Origin of the sequence: Sandarakinorhabdus cyanobacteriorum, from assembly GCF_002251755.1 — a bacterium.
Classification (GTDB): Bacteria; Pseudomonadota; Alphaproteobacteria; order Sphingomonadales; family Sphingomonadaceae; genus Sandarakinorhabdus; species Sandarakinorhabdus cyanobacteriorum.
Genome location: NZ_NOXT01000095.1, coordinates 1 through 19,007, shown reverse-complemented (window position 1 = coordinate 19,007; position 19,007 = coordinate 1). Strand labels below are relative to the sequence as shown.

22 protein-coding genes are annotated in these 19,007 nt (G+C 67.9%); 14 read left to right on the top strand and 8 right to left on the bottom strand.

Going from position 1 to position 19,007, the window contains the following annotated elements; genetic code table 11:
• Positions 1–2: 2 nt before the first annotated feature.
• Complete coding sequence (locus tag CHU93_RS05615) at positions 3–869, top strand: SH3 domain-containing protein (protein WP_094473150.1); 867 nt, start codon at positions 3–5, stop codon at positions 867–869.
• Between the two features lie 30 nt (positions 870–899).
• Here the strand turns inward: CHU93_RS05615 and CHU93_RS05610 are convergent, their stop codons facing one another.
• On the bottom strand, positions 900–1,799 hold the full coding sequence (locus CHU93_RS05610; RefSeq protein WP_094473149.1) for a prephenate/arogenate dehydrogenase family protein: 900 nt from the start codon (positions 1,797–1,799) through the stop codon (positions 900–902).
• Positions 1,799–2,899: a histidinol-phosphate transaminase gene (gene hisC / locus CHU93_RS05605; RefSeq protein ID WP_243375288.1), complete on the bottom strand. Its 1,101-nt coding sequence runs from the start codon at positions 2,897–2,899 to the stop codon at positions 1,799–1,801. Before hisC ends, CHU93_RS05610 begins: the two co-directional genes overlap by 1 nt.
• A gap of 93 nt (positions 2,900–2,992) precedes the next feature.
• Here hisC and metX point away from each other — a divergent pair, with 93 nt between their 5' ends.
• From metX to CHU93_RS05590, 3 genes are read left to right on the top strand one after another with little or no spacing between them, the layout of a single operon-like run.
• A complete protein-coding gene (gene metX / locus CHU93_RS05600; RefSeq protein ID WP_094473147.1) occupies positions 2,993–4,096 on the top strand; it encodes a homoserine O-acetyltransferase MetX in 1,104 nt (367 codons plus the stop codon).
• Positions 4,093–4,686, top strand: coding sequence for a methionine biosynthesis protein MetW (gene metW / locus CHU93_RS05595; RefSeq protein ID WP_094473146.1), 594 nt, complete (start codon positions 4,093–4,095; stop codon positions 4,684–4,686). The genes metX and metW overlap by 4 nt, the downstream gene beginning before the upstream one ends.
• A 28-nt stretch (positions 4,687–4,714) precedes the next feature.
• The gene (locus CHU93_RS05590) at positions 4,715–5,113 is read left to right on the top strand and encodes a DUF1905 domain-containing protein (protein ID WP_094473145.1); all 399 of its coding nucleotides are present in this window, start codon (positions 4,715–4,717) and stop codon (positions 5,111–5,113) included.
• A 141-nt stretch (positions 5,114–5,254) separates the two neighbouring features.
• Here the strand turns inward: CHU93_RS05590 and CHU93_RS05585 are convergent, their stop codons facing one another.
• From CHU93_RS05585 to CHU93_RS05570, 4 genes are all read right to left on the bottom strand, one after another.
• Positions 5,255–5,656 carry a PaaI family thioesterase gene (locus CHU93_RS05585; protein ID WP_094473144.1) on the bottom strand — a complete coding sequence of 134 codons (402 nt, stop codon included), beginning with the start codon at positions 5,654–5,656 and terminating at the stop codon, positions 5,255–5,257.
• Positions 5,657–5,686: 30 nt separating this feature from the next.
• Complete coding sequence (locus tag CHU93_RS05580) at positions 5,687–6,205, bottom strand: class I SAM-dependent methyltransferase (protein ID WP_094473143.1); 519 nt, start codon at positions 6,203–6,205, stop codon at positions 5,687–5,689.
• A gap of 123 nt (positions 6,206–6,328) precedes the next feature.
• Positions 6,329–7,504, bottom strand: coding sequence for an acetyl-CoA C-acetyltransferase (locus tag CHU93_RS05575; RefSeq protein ID WP_094473142.1), 1,176 nt, complete (start codon positions 7,502–7,504; stop codon positions 6,329–6,331).
• A 73-nt stretch (positions 7,505–7,577) separates the two neighbouring features.
• Positions 7,578–8,576, bottom strand: a complete 999-nt coding sequence (locus tag CHU93_RS05570) for an alpha/beta hydrolase (RefSeq protein WP_243375285.1) — start codon at positions 8,574–8,576, stop codon at positions 7,578–7,580.
• Between the two features lie 80 nt (positions 8,577–8,656).
• Here CHU93_RS05570 and phaR point away from each other — a divergent pair, with 80 nt between their 5' ends.
• Both phaR and dksA read left to right on the top strand, forming a co-directional pair.
• On the top strand, positions 8,657–9,244 hold the full coding sequence (phaR, locus tag CHU93_RS05565; RefSeq protein WP_086116776.1) for a polyhydroxyalkanoate synthesis repressor PhaR: 588 nt from the start codon (positions 8,657–8,659) through the stop codon (positions 9,242–9,244).
• A 137-nt stretch (positions 9,245–9,381) separates the two neighbouring features.
• Positions 9,382–9,903, top strand: a complete 522-nt coding sequence (gene dksA, locus CHU93_RS05560; RefSeq protein WP_243375282.1) for an RNA polymerase-binding protein DksA — start codon at positions 9,382–9,384, stop codon at positions 9,901–9,903.
• Between the two features lie 64 nt (positions 9,904–9,967).
• Here dksA and CHU93_RS05555 read toward each other — a convergent pair whose 3' ends face one another.
• Positions 9,968–10,126 (bottom strand): YdcH family protein, encoded by a 159-nt coding sequence (locus CHU93_RS05555; protein ID WP_094473141.1) that lies wholly within the window; start codon positions 10,124–10,126, stop codon positions 9,968–9,970.
• Between the two features lie 216 nt (positions 10,127–10,342).
• Between CHU93_RS05555 and CHU93_RS05550 the strand changes: the two genes are divergently transcribed.
• Positions 10,343–10,540: a YdcH family protein gene (locus CHU93_RS05550; protein ID WP_086116774.1), complete on the top strand. Its 198-nt coding sequence runs from the start codon at positions 10,343–10,345 to the stop codon at positions 10,538–10,540.
• Positions 10,537–11,100 (top strand): tetratricopeptide repeat protein, encoded by a 564-nt coding sequence (locus tag CHU93_RS05545; RefSeq protein ID WP_094473140.1) that lies wholly within the window; start codon positions 10,537–10,539, stop codon positions 11,098–11,100. The genes CHU93_RS05550 and CHU93_RS05545 overlap by 4 nt, the downstream gene beginning before the upstream one ends.
• Here CHU93_RS05545 and CHU93_RS05540 read toward each other — a convergent pair whose 3' ends face one another.
• Positions 11,101–11,574 (bottom strand): Hsp20 family protein, encoded by a 474-nt coding sequence (locus CHU93_RS05540; RefSeq protein ID WP_094473139.1) that lies wholly within the window; start codon positions 11,572–11,574, stop codon positions 11,101–11,103.
• Positions 11,575–11,638: 64 nt separating this feature from the next.
• Here CHU93_RS05540 and CHU93_RS05535 point away from each other — a divergent pair, with 64 nt between their 5' ends.
• The 6 genes from CHU93_RS05535 to CHU93_RS05510 all read left to right on the top strand — a co-directional run bounded on the left by CHU93_RS05535 (position 11,639) and on the right by CHU93_RS05510 (position 18,391).
• On the top strand, positions 11,639–12,082 hold the full coding sequence (locus CHU93_RS05535; RefSeq protein ID WP_094473138.1) for a DUF1465 family protein: 444 nt from the start codon (positions 11,639–11,641) through the stop codon (positions 12,080–12,082).
• Positions 12,079–12,492 carry a VOC family protein gene (locus CHU93_RS05530; protein WP_086116770.1) on the top strand — a complete coding sequence of 138 codons (414 nt, stop codon included), beginning with the start codon at positions 12,079–12,081 and terminating at the stop codon, positions 12,490–12,492. Before CHU93_RS05535 ends, CHU93_RS05530 begins: the two co-directional genes overlap by 4 nt.
• Before the next feature lie 240 nt (positions 12,493–12,732).
• Positions 12,733–13,482 (top strand): ABC transporter ATP-binding protein, encoded by a 750-nt coding sequence (locus CHU93_RS05525; RefSeq protein ID WP_094473137.1) that lies wholly within the window; start codon positions 12,733–12,735, stop codon positions 13,480–13,482.
• Positions 13,483–13,488: 6 nt separating this feature from the next.
• Positions 13,489–16,047 carry an FtsX-like permease family protein gene (locus CHU93_RS05520; protein ID WP_094473136.1) on the top strand — a complete coding sequence of 853 codons (2,559 nt, stop codon included), beginning with the start codon at positions 13,489–13,491 and terminating at the stop codon, positions 16,045–16,047.
• The gene (locus tag CHU93_RS05515) at positions 16,047–17,093 is read left to right on the top strand and encodes a lipocalin-like domain-containing protein (protein WP_094473135.1); all 1,047 of its coding nucleotides are present in this window, start codon (positions 16,047–16,049) and stop codon (positions 17,091–17,093) included. Before CHU93_RS05520 ends, CHU93_RS05515 begins: the two co-directional genes overlap by 1 nt.
• A gap of 59 nt (positions 17,094–17,152) precedes the next feature.
• Entirely contained in the window at positions 17,153–18,391 is a 1,239-nt protein-coding gene (locus CHU93_RS05510; RefSeq protein ID WP_243375278.1) for a Coenzyme F420 hydrogenase/dehydrogenase, beta subunit C-terminal domain, read from the top strand.
• Positions 18,392–19,007: the final 616 nt, after the last annotated feature.

The following is a 19,007-nucleotide window of genomic DNA, read 5'->3' as shown; positions in this document are numbered from 1 at the left end:
TCATGACAAGCAAGACCATCGCCGCCGCCCTGGCCACTGCCCTTCTGGCCATGCCGGCTGCGGCCAAGGATCCACCGCCCACGCTCACCAAGTGCCAGGCCTCGCTCGGCACCGTGGCCGTGGTGGATGGCGACACCCAGGGCTGGACCAAGTTCGGTCTCGGCTCGCCCCGCCCGCTGCTGGCGGCGCTGGCCAATGAATCGGACTGTTTTGCCATCCATGATCCGGCCAGCGGCAAGCCGGCCAATTTCCTGATGAGCGCCATCGCCGGCAGCCAGGAGGACATCGACAAGGGCGTGGAGGTGGCAAAAAGCGTTGCCACCGAAGCGCTGGTGCGGTCGGGCGCGCTGGGCCGCGTGCCTGGGGTGGGCGGCATGATGGGCATGTTCGGCGGCTTTGGCGGCAAGAAAAAGACCATCGCCGCCGCCATCCGGGTGATGAGCCCGGCCACCGGCATGGCCCTGGCCAGCGGCAGCGGCAGCTCGCAAAGCAGCAGCGTCACGCTGGGCGGCATGGCGGGCGTTGCCGCCGGCATGGCCCAGGCCGGCTATGCCAGCAAGGATGGCCAGATGCTCACCGAAGCCTTCATCAAGGCGTTCAATGCCGTGGTGGCGCAAGGATCGGCGCTGCAGGCCGGGGCCCAAGCCTCCATGATGCAGGTGGCGGCCAGTGCGCCGGCCGTCGCGCCCGGTGCCACGGTGGCGGTGGACACATCGATGCGTGCCACCCCGGCGATGGATGGCGCCGTGGTGCGCACCCTGCGCGCTGGCACCAGCCTCAAGCCCACCGGCAAGCGCGAGGGCAAATTTGTCGAACTGGCCGACAGCTTCGGCACCAGCGGCTGGGTGAATGTCGAAGATCTGAAATAGGCGGGGGAAGGGCGGTCCGCCGGGCCGCCCTCACCGACCGAAATCGGCCTTTTCGGTGTCCTGGCCTTCATCGATGATGCTGCGGCGGATGGCGCGGGTGCGGGTGAACAGCGCCTCCAGCGTGTCGCCCTCGCCCCAGCGGATGGCGCGCTGCAGCGCCACCAGATCCTCGGTGAAGCGGCCCAGCAGTTCCAGCACCGCCTCGCGGTTGTTCAGGAACACGTCGCGCCACATCACCGGATCGGATGCGGCGATGCGGGTGAAATCGCGAAAACCGCCGGCCGAATATTTGATCACCTCGGCCTTGGTCACCGCTTCCAGATCGCTGGCGGTGCCCACGATCGAATAGGCGATCAGGTGCGGCAGGTGGCTGGTCACCGCCAGCACCCGGTCATGATGGGCAGCGTCCATCAACTCCACCCTGGCGCCCAGCCTGCGCCAGAATTCCGCCAGCTTCTCCACCATCATGGCATCGGCGCGCGGCGGCGGGGTGATGATGCACCAGCGGCCCTGGAACAGGCTGGCAAAGCCGGCATCCGGCCCGGATTTCTCGGTGCCGGCCACCGGGTGTGCCGGGATCACATGCACGCCGGGCAGAGCGGCACCCAGCACCTTGGCCACGCTTTCCTTCACCGAACCGACGTCACTCACGACCGTGTCGGGGCTCAATTCCGGGCCAATCTCGGCCGCCACCGCTGCCATCGCCCCCACCGGCACGCACAGGATGACGAGATCGGCATCCACCACGGCCGCGCCGGCGCCATCGGTAACATCATCGGCCAGACCCAGCTGGATCACCCGCTCGCGCACATCCTCGTCGGCATCGCTCACCACCAGCTGCACGGTCGGCATGGCGGCGCGGATGGCGCGCGCCAGCGACGAGCCGATCAGGCCCATGCCAATGATGGCCACCCGCGCAAACGGCAGCATCAGGCCGGCGCTCCCGTCGCGCCTTCAACATAATCGCGCAGCGCCGCGGCCACGGTGCGGGTTTCGGTTTCGGTGCCGATCGAGATGCGCAGGGCCCGCGGCATGTTCTGCACGGCGAGGTATCGGCAGATGATGCCGTGATCCAGAAGATACTGGTTGCACGCCGCCGCTGTCACCGGTCCGTCCTCCGGAAACTCCACCAGGATGAAGTTGCAGGCCGATGGAATGGCGCGCAGGCCGGCATTGCCCAGTGCCGCGATTTCGCCGGCCAGCCAGCCGCGCAGGCGGATGGTTTCGGCCCGCACCATGGCGATATGGGCATCGTCGGCCAGGCTGGCCACCGCGCCGGCCTGGCCGGTGCTGGTCACGTTGAACGGCCCGCGCACCCGGTCCATCGCGGCGATCAACGGCAGCGCCGCCACCGCCCAGCCGATGCGCTGCGCCGCCAGGCCGTGAATCTTGGAAAAGGTGCGGGTGACGATCAGGTTGGGCAGCGTCTGCGCCAGCGCCAGCCCATCCTCATATTCGCCGTCCACAAACTCGGCATAGGCGCAATCCAGCACCAGCACGACGTTCGCCGGCACCCCGGCAATCAGGCGGCGGATATCGGCCGCCGGCAGCAGCGTGCCGGTGGGGTTGTTGGGATTGGCGACATAAATCACCCGGGTCGCCGGCGTGATGGCCGCCAGGATGGCATCCACATCGCCGGTATAATCCACGTCCGGCACCACCACCGGGGTTGCTCCAACGCGGCGGGTGGCGCCTTCATAGACGGCAAAGCCATGGCGCACGTGGATGATCTCGTCCCCCGGCCCGGCAAAGGCGGAAGCGATCATGTGCAGGATCTCGTCGCTGCCGGTGCCGCAGATGATGTGGGCCGGGTCCACGCCATATTTGGCGCCCAGCGCTGCTCGCAGCTGGGTTGAGGCCGGATCGGGATAGCGATGGCCTTCGGCCAGCACCGCCTGCATCGCCGCCACCGCCTTGGGGGAAGGGCCCCACGGGTTCTCGTTGCTCGACAATTTCGCCACCACCGGCGCGCCATCCGCCTTGGCCTTGCCGGGCACATAGGCGTGCATGGCCTCGATCCAGGGCTTCATCACAGGTGCTGGGGCGGGTGCGGCGTTGCTCATGCGGGCGCGTTAGCGAATATCGCTTCCCCCGTCACCCCCACGGCTTTATCTGGGCGCCCGATGGACCAACGTTTCGGCCTCGACAAACGCATCATCCTGCCCGGCGACTTCCCGCTCGCCGGTGGCGGCGTGCTGCCCGAACTCACCGTCGCCTATGAAACCTATGGCCGGCTGAACGCCAACGCCAGCAACGCCATCCTGATCTGCCACGCGCTCACACTGGATCAATATGTGGCCAGCACCCACCCGCGCACCGGCAAGCCGGGCTGGTGGACACGGCTGGTTGGCCCCGGCAAGCCGGTTGATCCCGAACACTGGTTCGTCATCTGCGCCAATGTGCTGGGTGGCTGCATGGGCTCTAGCGGGCCGACTTCGATCGATCCGCGCGACGGCCAGCCTTATGCCATGCGCTTTCCAGTCATCACCATCGGCGACATGGTGGCGGCGCAGACCCGCCTGCTCGATCATCTCGGCATCGCGCAATTGCATGCCGTGATCGGCGGCTCGATGGGCGGCATGCAGGCGCTGACCTGGGCGGTGAATCACCCCGCACGTGTGCAGAAGGTCGTTGCCATCGCCACCGCCGCCCGCCATTCGGCGCAGAACATCGCCTTCCACGAAGTCGGCCGCCAGGCGATCATGGCCGATCCCAAGTGGCAGGGCGGGCTCTATGCGCCCGATGCACCGCCTGCCGATGGCCTCGCCGTCGCCCGCATGGCCGCGCACATCACCTATTTGTCCGAAGCCGGCCTCACCGAAAAATTCGGCCGCCGCCTGCAGAACCGCGACGCCGTGTCGTTTGGCTTCGATGCCGATTTCCAGGTCGAATCCTATCTGCGCCACCAGGGTCTGTCGTTCGTGGAGCGGTTCGACGCCAATTCCTATCTCTACATCACCCGCGCCATGGATTATTTCGATCTGGCCGAGCCCTTTGGCGGCAATCTCGCCCGCGCCTTTGCCGGCAGCCCCTGCCGCTTCGCGCTCGTCTCCTTCACCTCCGACTGGCTTTATCCCACCGCCGAAAGCCGCCGCATCGTGCGTGCGCTCAACGCCGCCGGGGCGCCGGTGTCCTTCGTCGAGCTGGAAAGCCCGTTCGGCCATGATGCCTTCCTGCTCGACGCGCCGGAAATGAACCGCGTTGTCCATGGGTTCCTCGCGGCATGACCCCAATTCCGCTGCGCCCCGATCTCGCCGCCGTCGCAGCCGCCGTGCCCGAAGGCGCGCGCGTGCTCGATATCGGCTGCGGCAATGGCCAGCTTTTGGCCTGGCTGCGCGACACCAAGGGGGTGGAAGGCCGCGGCATCGAACTGGACGCTGCGGACGTGGCGAGCGCCGTCGGCCGGGGCCTTGCCGTGGTGCAGGGCGATGCCGATACCGATCTGGCCGATTATCCCGATGCCGCCTTTGATGTCGTCATCCTCTCCAACACGCTGCAGGCGATGCAGCGGCCGGCCGCGGTCCTTGCCGAACTGGTGCGCATCGGCCGCAGCGCCATCGTCTCCTTCCCCAATTTCGGCCATTGGCGGGTGCGGTTGAGCCTCACGCTCGGTGGCCGCATGCCGGTCACCCGCTCGTTGCCGGTCAGCTGGCACGAAACGCCCAACATCCATTTCTGCACCATCGCCGATTTCGAGGCGCTGGCCGCCGAAATGGGGCTGACGGTGGAACGCGCCACCGGCCTGTCTGCCGGACGACCGGTCAGTCTTTGGTCCAATCTCCTGGCCGATACCGGGGTGTTCGTCCTGCGGCGATAGGCTATCATCGCGCCGATGGAGCCTGATCTTGGACCCTGATCTCGATCCCGAACTGATCCGCTTCCTGCGCGAGGAACTGGGCCATGATCTGCCGGCCGGCGGCGCATGGACCTTCACCGGCCCGCTGTGGATCTGGAAGGGCAAATCGGCCGACAATGCTGCGGCCGGCGGCAAGCCCAGCCCGATGAGCTGGCATTTCCTCACCATCACCGGCCCGGTGGCCGATGGCATCCGCGCCGGCGCGCCGGGCCGGTCGGCGGCCTGGGGCAGCGTCTATGTGAAGGTGCGGCTGGGCGGCACCTCATGGGCGACCTCGGTGTTCCCCTCGAAAGAGGCCGGCGGCTATCTGCTGCCGGTCAAGGCCGCCGTGCGGAAAAAGGAAGGCGTGGGCGAGGGGGACACGGTGACGGTGGAGCTCAGTCTCTGAACAGGATCCTCCCCAAACTTGTTTGGGGAGGTGCCGAGCGCAGCGAGGCGGAGGGGCTGCGATGAAGAGGGCGGCAAGGACCACACACGCCAGCCCCCTCCGCCCTTCGGGCACCTCCCCCAGAGGGGGAGGACCGCCACGTCACAGCGCCATCTGCGTCTGCGTCGTCACGCTCGCCAGCTTGCCCGCCGCACTTTCCACCCGCGTCACCCACACGCTGGTGCGCCGGCCAACATGCAGCGGCGTTGCGGTGGCCACCAGCGTGGTTCCAACCGGGATGGCCCCCATCATGTTGGTCTTTGATTCGATCGTCGTCGTGCCCTTTGCGCCTTCGGGCAGCACCTGGAAGGCCGCCACCGCACCGGTGAAATCGGCCAGCGCCATCAGAAAGCCGCCATGGGCGGTACCGCCCGATGTGCAAAATTCCGGCCGGATGACGGCATGCACCACCACCCGTTCCGGCCCCATTTCCTTGATCTCAAAGCCGAGATGCGCAGAAAACGGCACCATCTTCACCACGGCGGCCAGGGCGGCGTCATCCATTGCGGTTCCCAATCGTCAGTTGATGAGGCGTCAGTTTATCAGTCGGGGCACCATCGCCGGATCGGCGGCGCCCACCAGCACCGGCTTCTGCCAATCCGTCTTGGCGACCAGCACGACATGATAACGCTCGGGCAGGGTTTCCACCCGCCAGTCGATCACCTCGAACATAGCTTCGTCCAGCCGCAACTGCAGCGGCTCGCGCAGCCAGCCGATATCCTTCTGGTGCCAGGGCCGCCGCGCCCGCACGATCAGCACGGCCAACCCCGCCGGTGACAGCACCCGCCACAATTCGCGCAGCATCAGCCGCGGCTGCAGCAAGGGCGCCGACAGCAGCGCCTTGTCGAACAGGGCTTCATGAAACGGCAGATGATGGGGATCGGCGCGCACCGTGCCGGGTCTGATATCCTCATCCCGCGCCGCCACGCAGGCCAGCCGCTCCCACCCCTCCAGGTTGAGCGGCACCCGCTCCGGCGGGCGGCCCAGCACCAGCAAGCGGCCATGGCCCTTCCCGGCAAACAGGCGTTCCAGCGGAGTGGCGTCGCGGATCATGGCCCGGGGTTATGGCGCGGAATGGCCGAGGCGGGAAGGGCCTTCAGATCCTCTCCAAACTTGTTTGGGGAGGTGGCGGCCGCAGGCCGACGGAGGGGCGCTGCCGGCACCGGCCGCCGCGCCTCAGCCCCGCTCAACGGCCATCGCAATGCCCATGCCGCCGCCAATGCACAATGTCGCCAGGCCCTTCTTCGCATCACGCCGGCCCATTTCGTGCAGCAATGTCACCAGCACGCGCGCACCCGATGCGCCGATCGGGTGGCCGATGGCGATGGCACCGCCGTTGACGTTCAGCTTGGCCGGGTCCAGTCCCAGTTCCTGGCCCACCGCCAGCGCCTGCGCGGCGAACGCCTCATTGGCTTCCACCAAATCCAGATCGGCCACGCTCCAGCCCGCCTTGGCCAGCGCCTTGCGGCTGGCCGGCACCGGGCCGATGCCCATGATCTTCGGATCGACGCCCACGCTGGCAAAGCCGGCAATGCGGGCGAGGATGGGCGCGCCGCGGCGCAGCGCCTCGGCCTCGCTCATCAGCACCAGCGCGGCGGCGCCATCGTTGATGCCGCTGGCGTTGGCGGCCGTCACTGTGCCGTCCTTCTTGAAGGCGCCCTTCAGGCCCGACACGCCATCGATGGTCACGCCGTCGCGGATATATTCATCGGTGTCGATGATGGTATCGCCCTTGCGGCCCTTCACGGTGACGGGCGCGATTTCGGCAGCAAAGCGGCCGGCGGCGCGCGCCGCGCTGGCCTTGTTCTGGCTGGCCACGGCAAATTCATCCTGGGCGGCGCGGCTGATCTGATACATTTCAGCCACGTTTTCCGCAGTGATGCCCATGTGATAGCCATTGAAGGCATCCCACAGGCCATCCTTGATCATGGTGTCCACCAATTCCATGTGGCCCATCTTCTGCCCAGCGCGCAGGGCCTGGGCATGCATCGAAAGGCTCATCGATTCCTGGCCGCCGGCGACCACGATGCCGGCATCGCCATTGGCAATCGCCTGGGCCGCCATCGCCACCGCGCGCAGGCCCGAACCACAGACCTGGTTGACACCATAAGCCGGCGCATCCTGCGTGATGCCGGCGGCGAGCGACGCCTGCCGGGCCGGGTTCTGGCCGTAGCCGGCGGTCAACACCTGGCCCAGGATCACCTCGCCCACCTCGTCGGCGGCCACGCCGGCATCGGCCAGCGCAGCCTCGATCGCCGCCTTGCCCAGCAGATGGGCCGGCGTGCTGGCAAAGCTGCCCAGGAAACTGCCCACGGCGGTGCGGCGGGCGGCGGTGATGACGATGTTGCTCATGGGGTCTCCTCTGGTTTCGAGTCGCAGTCCAAAGCCTAGGCAAGTTTGCCGCGCTGCACCATGGCCCTTTGGATCAAGCCTGCAGCCACCGGGTCAACGGCGCCCACAACCGCTCCGGCGCCCGGCCGCCCACCACCATGCCGACATGGCCGCCCATGATCTCCAGCCGGCGGGCATCGCCCGGGTCGGTCAGCGCGGCGGCGGCCGGCACGATGCGATCGGCCATCGCCACCACATCCAGCAGCGGGATAGCTGGCAGCGCATCGCCGCCCAGCCCGTGCGCCCCGGCCTCGAACAGGCCGGCCAGATCGGCGGCGGCGGCCAGGCTGATCGGCGCGCCGCCGTTGGCCCAATCCTCCAGCCGGGCAAAGCCGGCCACCGCCGCATCATCGGCCGCCGCCAGCCGCTCATATTTCGCCACCAGGCTGGCCGGATCCAGGGACCAGAAGGCCGGTTGCAACAGGTCCATCGGCACGGCGCCCAGCGGTTCGGCCAGCGGCCGTGCCTGTTGCCACCACTGGCCCAGTGCCGCCCGCCCGGCATCGCCATAGCCGCCAAAGCGCCAGGGCGCCGCCAGCAACGCCAGCCGGCTGGCCACCCCGGCGCGCGCCGCCGCCAGCGCCAGCGTGCCGCCCAGGCAATAACCCAGCATCGGCACCGCTTCGCCCAGCCCCGCGATCAACGGCACCAGCCGCTCGTCCACCAGCGCTGCCAGCCCCAGCGGTTCCGGCTGCAGCCCCCAATCCACCAGCAACGGCCGGAACCCGGCTGCGGCCAGGTGCGCCGCCAGGCTCTGCCCCGGCCCCAGATCCAGCACATCAGGCGCGTTGATCAGGGATGGCACCAGCACCAGCGGCTGGCCGCGTTCCGCCCCGGCGCGCAAGGCAACGCCGCCCACGCGCGCCAACTCGGGCCAGGCGGCGCGCGGCGGCGGGGGCGGCGCCTGCTGATAGCGCGCCAGCGCGGCCAGCACCCGTGCCAGCCGCGCCCGGTCATCCCCGCACACCGCCTGCACCGTGCCCAGGAACAGCGGCAGCGGGTGCGGCCCCCGATCTCGCCGATGCTCAGCCATGGCAGTGCTGCACCTGCGGCATTGCACCGCAACACATGACCGTGCTAGCGATAATGACAGAGACCGTTCCGGGAGTCCTCATGGCCGCTGCTTCCTCCTCCGACGCCAAGGCGGGCAAAGCGCCCATCGTCATCAAGAAATACGCCAACCGTCGGCTCTACAACACCGAAACGTCAAGCTACATCACGCTGGAACATCTGGCGGAGATGACGCGCGACGGCCGCGATTTCCAGGTGTTCGACGCCCGTACCGGGGAGGATATCACCCGCTCCGTGCTCACCCAGATCGTGATGGAAGGGGAAGCCGGCGGCCAGACCATGCTGCCGGTGTCGTTCCTGCGCCAGATCATCGCCATGTATGGCGATTCGATGCAGGCGATGGTGCCCCACTATCTCGAAGCCTCGATGGCAGCCTTTGCCGAGAATCACGCCAAGTTCCGCGACGCGGCGATGAAGCCGTTCGAACAGCTGGCCAAGCAGAATCTCGCCATGTTCCAGGCCGCGACCGACATGATGACGGGCGGCCGCTTCCGCACGACCGAACGTGCGCCGCCGCCACAGCCGACCCCGCCGCCGGCCGAAAAGCCGGCCGCCAGCGCCGAGGAACTGGCGCTGCTCAAGGAACAGTTGGCCGCCCTCCAGGCCCGGCTGGACGGCATCAAGGGCTGAATCTGCCCTGCACCACTGCATCGCCCCTTGCTGCTCTCGCGGCTTGTCTATATGGGCGGCGGTGGGAGAAAGCCTGATCGGAGGGGTCTGATCAGGCAGATGGTTCGGGTTTGGCACTGCCACCCGCCTTGGGGGGCATGGCCAGCGCGATTGGTGGGATGCTGGCGATGAAAAGTGGGTATCAAGGTGTATTTTCCGGGCCAGACAGCAACAGTGACGACGGGCCGCTGATCGTGCCGGCCCCCGGCGATGATCTGCCCCCCGGCTATCGGCCATCGGCCGACGAAGAGTTCATGAACCCGCTGCAGCTGGCCTATTTCCGCAAGAAGCTGCTGGCGTGGAAAGACGAGATCCTGAAGGAATCGGAAAGCACACTGGAAGCGCTGAAGGCCGAGCCGCTGCGCGAGCCTGATCTGACCGACCGTGCCGCCAGCGAAACCGATTGGGGCATCGAGCTGCGCACCCGCGACCGCCAGCGCAAGCTGATTTCCAAGATCGATGCCGCCCTGCGCCGCATCGAAACCGGCGATTATGGCTGGTGCGAGATCACCGGTGAGCCGATCAGCCTCGCCCGGCTGGAGGCCCGTCCGATCGCCACCATGACGATCGATGCCCAGGAACGCCACGAGCGCGACGAAAAGATCAGCCGCGACGAATAGTTTGGCGCTTGGCGCCGCCGGGCTGCGCTATCAGCGCAGGCCGGTCGGCGCGGCATCATCCCGCTCAATGGATGCGGGACAATTCGTCCTTCACTTTCAGTTTTTCGGCCTTCAATTGCCGCAGGATGGCAGCATCAGGCGCGGGTCGCTTCAATTCGGCACCCAGTCTGGCGTCCAGCCTGGCATGGCGGGCGGCCAGCATGTCCCGGTGGCTGTTGGGCATTCATACTCTCCCTTCGCTCACAGGCGCTGCCCGGATTGGGCCGCGTCGGGACTGGAGAGTGCATCATGCTTCGCACCGCGAGTCCATCACCCGTGCGGCGATTCACCGCCATATTGGCAGCATTCGCCGCCAGGGCCCCGGCCACCCTTGAGCCGGCCCGCCCTTTTGGTTAACCGATAGTCTCTTGCCGCGCGCAACAACGGAGCCTGCCCAGCCGTGGACGAAGCGGAGATCCGCGCCCGCATCGAATATCTGAGGATGGAGCATCGCGATCTGGATGCCGCCATCGATGCCCTGCGCCTGGTGCCGATGCCCGACATGATCCAGCTGCAACGCTTCAAGAAGCGCAAGCTGCGCCTGAAGGACGAGATCAGCCTGCTCGAGGATCAGCTGGTCCCCGACATCATCGCATGATCGCGGCCCTGTTGCTGCTTGCAGCGGCCCAGGCCGCAGCAGACCCGGCGGCCGGCGCCGCTGCCGCTGAGGACCCGATTGCCCGCCCCTGCCGCGAAGCCGCCGATGCGGCGCGGCCCAGCCGGGGCCAGCTGGCGCGCTGCAACCGGGCCATCGGCCGGCCCGGCATCGCGCTGCCGGTGCGCCTCGCCATGCTGATGAACCGCGGCGCCGCCCGGGTGAAGGCGGGCAAGCTGCTCGAGGCGGTGGCCGATTTCGATCTCGCCATCCAGGCGGCGCCGGGCCTTGCCGAAGCCTGGATCAACAAGGGTATTGCCATGTCCCGCATCGAAGGCCGGGCCAGCGAGGCCATTGCCCTGATCAGCCGTGGCCTTGAAATCGGACCGAAAAGCCCGGCCCGCGCCTATTTCGCGCGGGCCCAGGCCCATGAAGTGGCCGGCAATCTGAAAGCAGCGATGGAGGATTTCGCGGCCGCCGCCCGTGCCGATCCGGATTGGCCGGCGCCCGCCGAGGAGCTGAAACGCTTCCACGTCGAGCGCCGGAAGGTGCTCAAGGCCTGATCATTCGGCTGCCAGCCGCGCCTCCCCGGCCGCCGGCAGCGCGTCCAGCCCGGTGCCGATGTCCACCTTGCGCGGCTTCTTGTGTTCGGGGATCTCGCGCACCAGCTCGATGTTGAGCAGGCCATTTTCAAAGCTGGCGCCCGTCACCTTGATGGTGTCCGCCAGCTGGAAGCGGCGTTCAAAGGCGCGCTTGGCGATGCCGCGGTGCAGATACTGGCGCTCCTTGCCGTCAACCTCGGGCGCCGCCTGGCCCACCACGATCAGCGTGTTTTCCTGCACGGTGATGTCCAGCTCGCCGCGGGCGAAACCGGCAACCGCCATCTGGATGCGATAGGCGCCATCGCTCAGTTTTTCGATGTTGTAGGGGGGGAAGGCATCCCCGGTGTCGATCCGGCTGGCATAATCGACCAATCGGTTCAGATTCTCGAATCCGATGGACGAACGCAGCAACGGCGAAATATCAAATCCACGCATGGCACATTCCTCTTCAAGCAAAGGTGCATCTGGTCCCGCCCATCCTGGGCCGGGGGTTGCCGCCGTGCCTCCTGGCCCCGCCGGCAATCTCAATCTGGGCATGGTCCGCCCGCTTTCAAGAGGGGGTGGGCCGCCACTGCGGCCGCAGCTTGATGCCCTGTTCCGCGATGTGCTGGCCGTTGGCGATGCGGCGCGCGGCTGGTTTGACGGGCCGTGCCTGGCCTGGCGCGCCACGTTGGCGCCCGATGCCGCACTGGCCGTCGGCACCGAATCGCTGGCCGTCACCGCCGGCCTGCTGGCGGTGATGAACTGGCTGCTCCGCCCCGAACATCAGGGCCAGCCGCAACAGCTGCAGCCGTTCCGCTTCGATGATCCGCCGCCGCTCGCCGCCGATCATCCCTTGACCGGCACGCCCGGCCACGCAATCGCCATCGCCAGCCGCCAGTTGCTTGCCCGCGCCGAAGCGTTGTCGGCCCTCAACGCCCCGCCAGAAGGACATGAGCCATGAACCCGTTCCACCTTGCCATCCCGGTCGATGATCTGGCCGCCGCCCGCCATTTCTATGGCACGGTGCTGGGCTGCCCCGAAGGCCGCAGCTCCGAAACCTGGATCGATTTCGATTTCCATGGCCATCAGCTGGTGGTGCACAAGGCCCCGAAAAGCGCCATCCATCGCAACCCCGTCGATGGTGATCAGGTGCCGGTGCCGCATTTCGGCCTGGTGCTGGATTGGGCCGGCTGGGAAGCGCTGGGCGAACGCATCAAGGCGGCCGGCGTCGCCTTCGAACTGGAACCCCATGTGCGCTTTGCCGGCAAGCCGGGCGAGCAGGGCACCTTCTTCCTGTTCGATCCGGCCGGCAACGCGCTGGAATTCAAGGCCATGCGCAACCCCGCCAACCTCTTCGCCAAACAGGCCTGAAAACCGATCCTCCCCCTCTGGGGGAGGTGCCGACCGAAGGGAGGCGGAGGGGGCAGCAAGGTCAGCGCGTGGCGGCCCCCTCCGCCCTGCGGGCACCTCCCCCAGAGGGGGAGGATTGTCCGCTGTGATCAGGCGGCTTGCTTGGCTCAGGCGGCCGGCCTTGCTCTGCCAACCCCACCCCACGCGCCATGGTGCCACACCCGCCTGCCAATCCGCCCCGGCTCGGCTACACCGCTGCCCATGCGTCCCGAAACGCCCTTTGCACCCACTGCCCCGGCGGTGCGCACGGCGCCTGCCGTGCTCACGGCCCGGGGTCTGGCCAAATCCGTGCCCACCGCCGCTGGCCAGCGCCGCCAGCTGTTCGCCCACGTCGATCTTGATCTTCATGCCGGCGATGTCGCCGCCATCACCGGCGAATCGGGCGTCGGCAAATCCACCCTGCTCAATCTTTTGGCCGGGCTGGATCAGCCTGACGCCGGCAACGTCACCATCGGCGGCCAGGCGCTGTCGGGCCTGAACGAAGCCGCGACCACGGCGATCCGATGCCGCCACATCGGCTTTGTGTTCCAGGCCTTCCACGTGCTGCCGCACCTTGATCTTGCCCGCAACGTCGCGCTGCCGCTGGTACTGGCGGGCGCTGCGCAAGGCCCGGCGCTGGAGGCCGCCCGCGCCATGCTGGACCAGGTTGGCCTTGCTGGCCGCGGCAGCGATCATCCAGCCGTGCTGTCTGGCGGCGAGTTGCAGCGCGTCGCCATCGCCCGCGCCCTCGTCCACCGCCCGCCGCTGGTGCTGGCTGATGAACCCACCGGCAATCTTGATCCCGACACCGCGCGCCGCATCCTCGATCTGCTGCTGGCCAGTGCCCAGCAGGCCGGCAGCGCCGTGCTGATCGTCACCCACAGCGAGGCGGTGGCACAGGCCGCCGGCCGGGCGCTCAGCCTGTCGGCCAGCGGCCTCGCGCCCCGCGCACCCGGCGCCTTGGGGGCCTGATCGGCCATGGCGGCGCTGGCGCCTGTTGCCACGGGCTGGCTGCTGGCCGGCGAATGGCGCGCGCAGCCGGTGCGCATGGCCATTGCCGTGCTGGCCATCGCCGTGGGCGTGGCGCTCGGCTTTGCCGTGCATCTGGTCAACAGCGCCGCCCTGGGCAGTTTCGGCCGCGCCATGGCCAGCGTGCAGGGCAGAGCCGATCTGTCGGTCCGCGCCGTCGCCGCCACCGGCATGGACGAGGCGCTTTATCCCCGCCTTGCCCGTCTGCCCGGTATAGCCGCGGCCTCGCCGGTGGTGGAGGTGCCTGCCAGTTGGGGCGAACTCGCCCGACCGGGCGCACCGGCCAAGACCGGCGGCCGCTTCACCCTGTTGGGCACGGATTTCCTGCGCGCGATGCAGGTGACGCCGGGCCTCATCGGCGTTTCGGCCGCCGGCCTGTCGGGTGTCGGAACAGGCAATGGCTGGCTGGAAGGGCGCATCTGGCTGTCGCCGGCGCTGATGGCGGCCTGCCGCTGCCGTGCCGGCCAGAATTTCCGCTTCACGGCGGCCGGGCGCGGCCATGATCCGGTGGTGGCCGGCACGCTGGCCGCCAGCGGCCAGGATGCGCGGCTGGCGGTGATCGACATTGCCGAAGCGCAAGACCGGCTGGGGCAGTTCGGCCGGGTGCAGCGCATCGATCTCAAACTGGCCGAAGGCGCCGATCCCGCCGCCATCACCGCCCGCATCGCCAGGGCGCTTCCGGCCGACGCCCTGGTCGCCACCCCGGATGGGGAGGCGAGCCGCGCCGATGCGCTCAGCCGCGCCTATCGCGTCAATCTCGGCATGCTGGCGCTGGTGGCGCTGCTCACCGGCGGCTTTCTGGTGTGGTCGGCCCAGTCCCTCAGCGTCGCGCGCCGCCGGCCGCAATTTGCCCTGCTCGCCGTGCTCGGCCTGTCGCGGCGCGGGCTGGTCGGGCAATTGCTGGTCGAAGGGCTGGTGCTGGGCGTGGCGGGCGCCGGGCTGGGCCTGGCCTTGGGCTATGGCCTTGCCGATCTGGCCGTGACCCGCCTCGGCGGCGATCTGGGTGGCGGCTATTTCAACGGTGCGCAGGCGCGGCTGGCCTTTCCGCCGCTGGCTGCTGCCGGCTTTGCCGGGCTTGGGCTTGCCACTGCGCTGGCCGGCAGCCTGGTGCCGGCACTGGCCGCCGCGCGCGTGCCGCCGGCCCTCGCCCTGAAGGGGCTGGGCGATGGCATTGATCCCGGTCGGCGGCCGGCGGCCTGGCCGGGCCTCGCCCTCATCGCTGCCGGCACCGGGCTGGCCATGGCGCCACCGGTCGCTGGCCTGCCCATCCTTGCCTATGCCGGCATGGCGCTGCTGCTGGCCGGCGGCGTTGCCCTGATGCCGGCGCTGGCGCGGGCGCTGCTGGCGCCGCTGGCGCGAGCGGGCAGCCGCTGGCTGCCGCTGGATCTCGCCATCCGCCGCCTGTGGGGCGCGCCCCAGGCCGCCAGCCTCGCCCTGTCGGGCATTGTCGCCTCCACCGCGCTGATGGTGGCGATGGCGGTGATGGTCGCCAGCTTCCGCCAGAGCGTCGATGATTGGCTGGTCGCCGTGCTGCCGTCGGATCTCTATCTCCATCTGGAGGCGGCGGAGGCTGGCGGCATCAGCCCCGATGCGCAGGCGCGGCTGATGGCGGTGCCGGGCATTGCCCAGGTGCGGATGCAGCGGGTGATGAGCATCCGCCTCGCCCCCGGCCAGCCGGCGGTGGCGCTGATGGCGCAGGGTGGGCACGCCGCCGTGCCACTGCTGCAGCGCGCCGGCGGCCCCGCCCCGGCCGGCACCACCCCGGTGCTGATTTCCGAACCCATGGCCTGGCTTTATGGCTGGCAGGTCGGGGATCGCAGCACCCTGGCCATCGCCGGCCGGCCACGCCCCGTGTTCGTCGCCGGCGTGTGGCGCGATTATGCCCGGCAATTTGGCGCCATCATCCTGCCGCTGGCCGATTATCGCCGGTTGACCGGCGACCTGACGATGACCGATGCCGCCTTCGACCTCGCCCCCGGCGCCCAGCCGCACGCGGTGCAGCAGGCGCTGGCCGCCGCGCTGCCAGCGGCGGTGCGCGGCCAGGCCCAGTTCGGCCGCCCCGGCGAAATGCGCCGCATCGCCCTGCAGATTTTTGATCGCAGCTTTGCCGTCACCTATGCGCTTGAAGCCATTGCCATCCTGATCGGCCTGATCGGCGTGGCCACCAGTTTTTCCGCCCAGGTGCTGGCCCGCATGCGCGAATTCGGCATGTTGCGCCACATCGGCGTGGCGCGCGGCCAGGTGTTGGCCATGCTGGCGCTGGAAGGCGCCGGGCTGGGGCTGGTCGGCGCGGCTGCCGGCATTGCGCTCGGCCTTGGTCTGGCCATCGTGCTGGTGATGGTGGTCAACCCGCAGAGCTTTCATTGGACAATGGATCTGGCGCTGCCCTGGCCGCTGCTGGCCGGGCTGGCCGCCGCGCTGATCGCCTGCGCCGCCGGCACTGCCGTGTTGGCCGGCCGGCGGGCGCTGGGGCAGGGGCCGCTGCTGGCCGTGCGGGCGGATTGGTGATGCGGCGGTTGGTGCTCCTGTTGCTGGCGCCGCTGCTGCTGGCGGCGGATTTTGCGCCCGTGAAACCCGGCGTTCCGTTCCGCTTTCCGGCCGATCATGGCGCCCATCCGGCCTTCCGCACCGAATGGTGGTATGTCACCGGTTGGGTGCAGCCGAAATCGGGCGCCAGCGCGCAAGCTGCGGGCATCCAGATCACCTTTTTCCGCACCCGCCTGCCACGCGCCAAGCCAAATCGGTCACGCTTTGCCACGGAACAGGTGATTTTCGCCCACGCCGCCATCGCCGATCCCGCCACCGGCCGGCTGCGCCATGCCACCCGCATCGCCCGTTCCGGCTTCGGCCTTGCCCAGGCCAGGGTGGGGGACATGGATGTGGCGGTGGACGATTGGCGGCTGTGGCGGGGTGCCGATGGCCGGCTGCACGGGCATGTGGTGGTCGATGGCCAGCGGCTCGATCTGGCCTTCACGCCGCGCCAGCCGATCATCCTGCAAGGCCGCGCCGGCTATAGCCAGAAGGGGCCAAACCCCTCAGAAGCAAGCCATTATTACAGCTGGCCCCAGCTTGCCACCAGCGGCACGCTGGCTGGCAAGCCCGTTATCGGCACCGCCTGGCTGGATCGCGAATGGTCCTCCACTTTGCTCAACCCGCGCGCTGTGGGCTGGGATTGGTTGGGCATCAACCTCGATGATGGCGGCGCCCTCACCCTGTTTCGGGTTCGTGATACCAACGGCCGGGCGCTGTGGGCCGGCGGCAGCCACCGCGACCGGGCCGGAAAAACCCAGATATTCCAACCACAAGACGTGGATTGGCAGGCCGCTGGCTGGTGGAAATCCCCACGCAGCGGGGCGCGCTGGCCGGTGCGGCCGATCGTGCGCTACCGCCTCGGCAGCCAGTGGCAAGCCCTTGAAATCAAACCGCTGATGCCGGATCAGGAGCTTGACAGCCGCAGCGGCGGCGGCCCGCTCTATTGGGAAGGCGCCGTCACGGTTCCAGGCGGCCGCGGCTATCTGGAACTCACCGGCTATTCTGCCCCCTTGCGGATGTGAGGGCGGCCAAGCTAACAGCGGCGCCAGGCAGGGGTGCCAAACCGGATCGGGGCAAACAAGTGATTGAAAACACTGGCATCATCGCGCCTGACTTTGCGCCTGCCGCCCCGCGTGGCCTGTGCACCGATTGTGGCGTGTCGCGCACCAGCACACCCACCGATTGCGGCAGCGCCTGCCAGTTCATCAAGCCCGATTATGCCGCGATGGAAACCCAGGTCCACGGCCGGCCCCGCGACGAAAGCCGGGCAGACGAACTCTTCTTCGGTCCCTATCAACGCATGGCAAAAGCCCGGTTGAAACAACCACTTGCCGGCGCGCAATGGACAGGGATCACCAGCCGGCTGGGCCAGCGCCTGCTCGAAACCGGGGCAGTGGATGCCATCCTGACCATGGCACCCGACCCCAATGACAAGTGGCGCCCGCGCCCGGTGATGGTGACCAAGGCGGAAGCCATGGCGCAGGTGCGCGGCATGCGCATGGGCTATGCGCCGCTGCTCGCGCTGCTCGAACCCGCGCGCGCTGCCGGCTTCAAGCGCATTGGAATCATTGGCATTCCTTGCCAGATCCACGCCTTGCGCCGGCTGGAGGCCAAGCTGGGCTTTGAACGGCTCTACGTGATCGGCACGCCGTGCAGCGACAACACGACGACCGAGAATTTCCACGAATTCCTGTCCCTGCTCTCCGACAAGCCGGAAACCATCACCTATCTGGAATTCAAGGCCGATTATCATGTCGAGCTGCGCTTTGACGATGGCCGGCGCAAGGATATTCCGTTCCTGATGCTGCCGTTGTCAGACCTGCGGCCGGATTTCTTCCCGCTCACCTGCCGCACCTGCGTGGATTACACCAACAGCCTGGCCGATATCACCGTCGGCTATATGGGCGGCACCGGGGACCAGTGGCTGCTGATCCGCAACGATCGCGGCGCCGAATTGCTTGATTTGCTTGGGGATGAAGTCTCGCTGACGGAGCCGGAGGATAACGGCAAGCCCGATGGCAGCAAACGCGCCGGGCCGGTGAAAGGCTTCCTCGCCAACACCGAACGCGCCGCCGGCGGCCTCCCCTTGCGCCGCATGCCGAAATTCATCCGGCCGCTGGTGGGCAAGCTGATGCCCCTCGTCGGCCCCAAGGGCAAGGAATTCGCCCGCACCCGCGTCGAGATGAAGGCCATCGAAACCATCCTCCACCTGCGCCGCGAAGCGCCCGCCATGATGAAGAACATGATCCCGCCGCACGTGTGGACCCTGGTGGCACGCTATGGCCTCACGCCGGGGAAGGGCGAGACGAAAGACACGTGATCCGACGCGCCAGCGCGATTGCGGCCGAATTTGGCCAATTTTCGCTGAGAAAGAGCCCAATTTGATCGCCCAGCAGCGTTCAAACACCAAAACCCGCTGCAATTCGACGTGACTTTTTCCACTTTTTCCGCATCTCGCCGGTTTTTGACGCCACCCGGCCCCATTTGACACACTTGACGAAAATCGCGGGATTCCGGATTTTTTCCCTTGGCTTTCAATGCCGAAATCCAACAGCCACGCCGTGATGATAAGCTGTTTGGCCTGTGTAGGACAGAGGGCCAGGAAAGCGGCCTCCGGCGGGCAGGGACCGTCCCTGCACCCGTGCGTTTTTGGGCGGCCCTTCCACTTCAACGTGCATTGGACGGCTGAATTCGCCGTGATATTACTTTGCTATGCTTCACACGCGTAAGCTTGGCGGTTCAATCGACGTCGATGGTATGCGCTACGACTGGGCTTTGGAGCGGGAGCCCCAATGGTCCACAGTCGACGGGTGGAGGGGCATGGCAGTTGCTGTTCGCCTGCGAGGTGCCCAGCGCCAAGCAATTTTGGAATTTCCAATGCCATCTGCGCGTCGGTCTAACCCGGATTATTCACCGGCCGGGTGATTTCGGGTTGG

Excerpts from the sequence above, each read along its gene's own strand:
- CHU93_RS05540 (WP_094473139.1), bottom strand. The coding sequence starts at position 11,574 with ATGCGTGGATTTGATATTTCGCCGTTGCTGCGTTCGTCCATCGGATTC.
- CHU93_RS05610 (WP_094473149.1), bottom strand. The coding sequence starts at position 1,799 with ATGCTGCCGTTTGCGCGGGTGGCCATCATTGGCATGGGCCTGATCGGC.
- CHU93_RS05545 (WP_094473140.1), top strand. The coding sequence starts at position 10,537 with ATGATCGCGGCCCTGTTGCTGCTTGCAGCGGCCCAGGCCGCAGCAGAC.
- metX (WP_094473147.1), top strand. The coding sequence starts at position 2,993 with ATGGACCAACGTTTCGGCCTCGACAAACGCATCATCCTGCCCGGCGAC.
- CHU93_RS05555 (WP_094473141.1), bottom strand. The coding sequence starts at position 10,126 with ATGCCCAACAGCCACCGGGACATGCTGGCCGCCCGCCATGCCAGGCTG.
- metW (WP_094473146.1), top strand. The coding sequence starts at position 4,093 with ATGACCCCAATTCCGCTGCGCCCCGATCTCGCCGCCGTCGCAGCCGCC.
- CHU93_RS05520 (WP_094473136.1), top strand. The coding sequence starts at position 13,489 with ATGGCGGCGCTGGCGCCTGTTGCCACGGGCTGGCTGCTGGCCGGCGAA.
- dksA (WP_243375282.1), top strand. The coding sequence starts at position 9,382 with ATGGCCAGCGCGATTGGTGGGATGCTGGCGATGAAAAGTGGGTATCAA.
- CHU93_RS05515 (WP_094473135.1), top strand. The coding sequence starts at position 16,047 with ATGCGGCGGTTGGTGCTCCTGTTGCTGGCGCCGCTGCTGCTGGCGGCG.
- CHU93_RS05575 (WP_094473142.1), bottom strand. The coding sequence starts at position 7,504 with ATGAGCAACATCGTCATCACCGCCGCCCGCCGCACCGCCGTGGGCAGT.
- hisC (WP_243375288.1), bottom strand. The coding sequence starts at position 2,899 with ATGAAGCCCTGGATCGAGGCCATGCACGCCTATGTGCCCGGCAAGGCC.
- CHU93_RS05530 (WP_086116770.1), top strand. The coding sequence starts at position 12,079 with ATGAACCCGTTCCACCTTGCCATCCCGGTCGATGATCTGGCCGCCGCC.
- phaR (WP_086116776.1), top strand. The coding sequence starts at position 8,657 with ATGGCCGCTGCTTCCTCCTCCGACGCCAAGGCGGGCAAAGCGCCCATC.
- CHU93_RS05525 (WP_094473137.1), top strand. The coding sequence starts at position 12,733 with ATGCGTCCCGAAACGCCCTTTGCACCCACTGCCCCGGCGGTGCGCACG.
- CHU93_RS05570 (WP_243375285.1), bottom strand. The coding sequence starts at position 8,576 with ATGGCTGAGCATCGGCGAGATCGGGGGCCGCACCCGCTGCCGCTGTTC.
- CHU93_RS05580 (WP_094473143.1), bottom strand. The coding sequence starts at position 6,205 with ATGATCCGCGACGCCACTCCGCTGGAACGCCTGTTTGCCGGGAAGGGC.
- CHU93_RS05585 (WP_094473144.1), bottom strand. The coding sequence starts at position 5,656 with ATGGATGACGCCGCCCTGGCCGCCGTGGTGAAGATGGTGCCGTTTTCT.
- CHU93_RS05615 (WP_094473150.1), top strand. The coding sequence starts at position 3 with ATGACAAGCAAGACCATCGCCGCCGCCCTGGCCACTGCCCTTCTGGCC.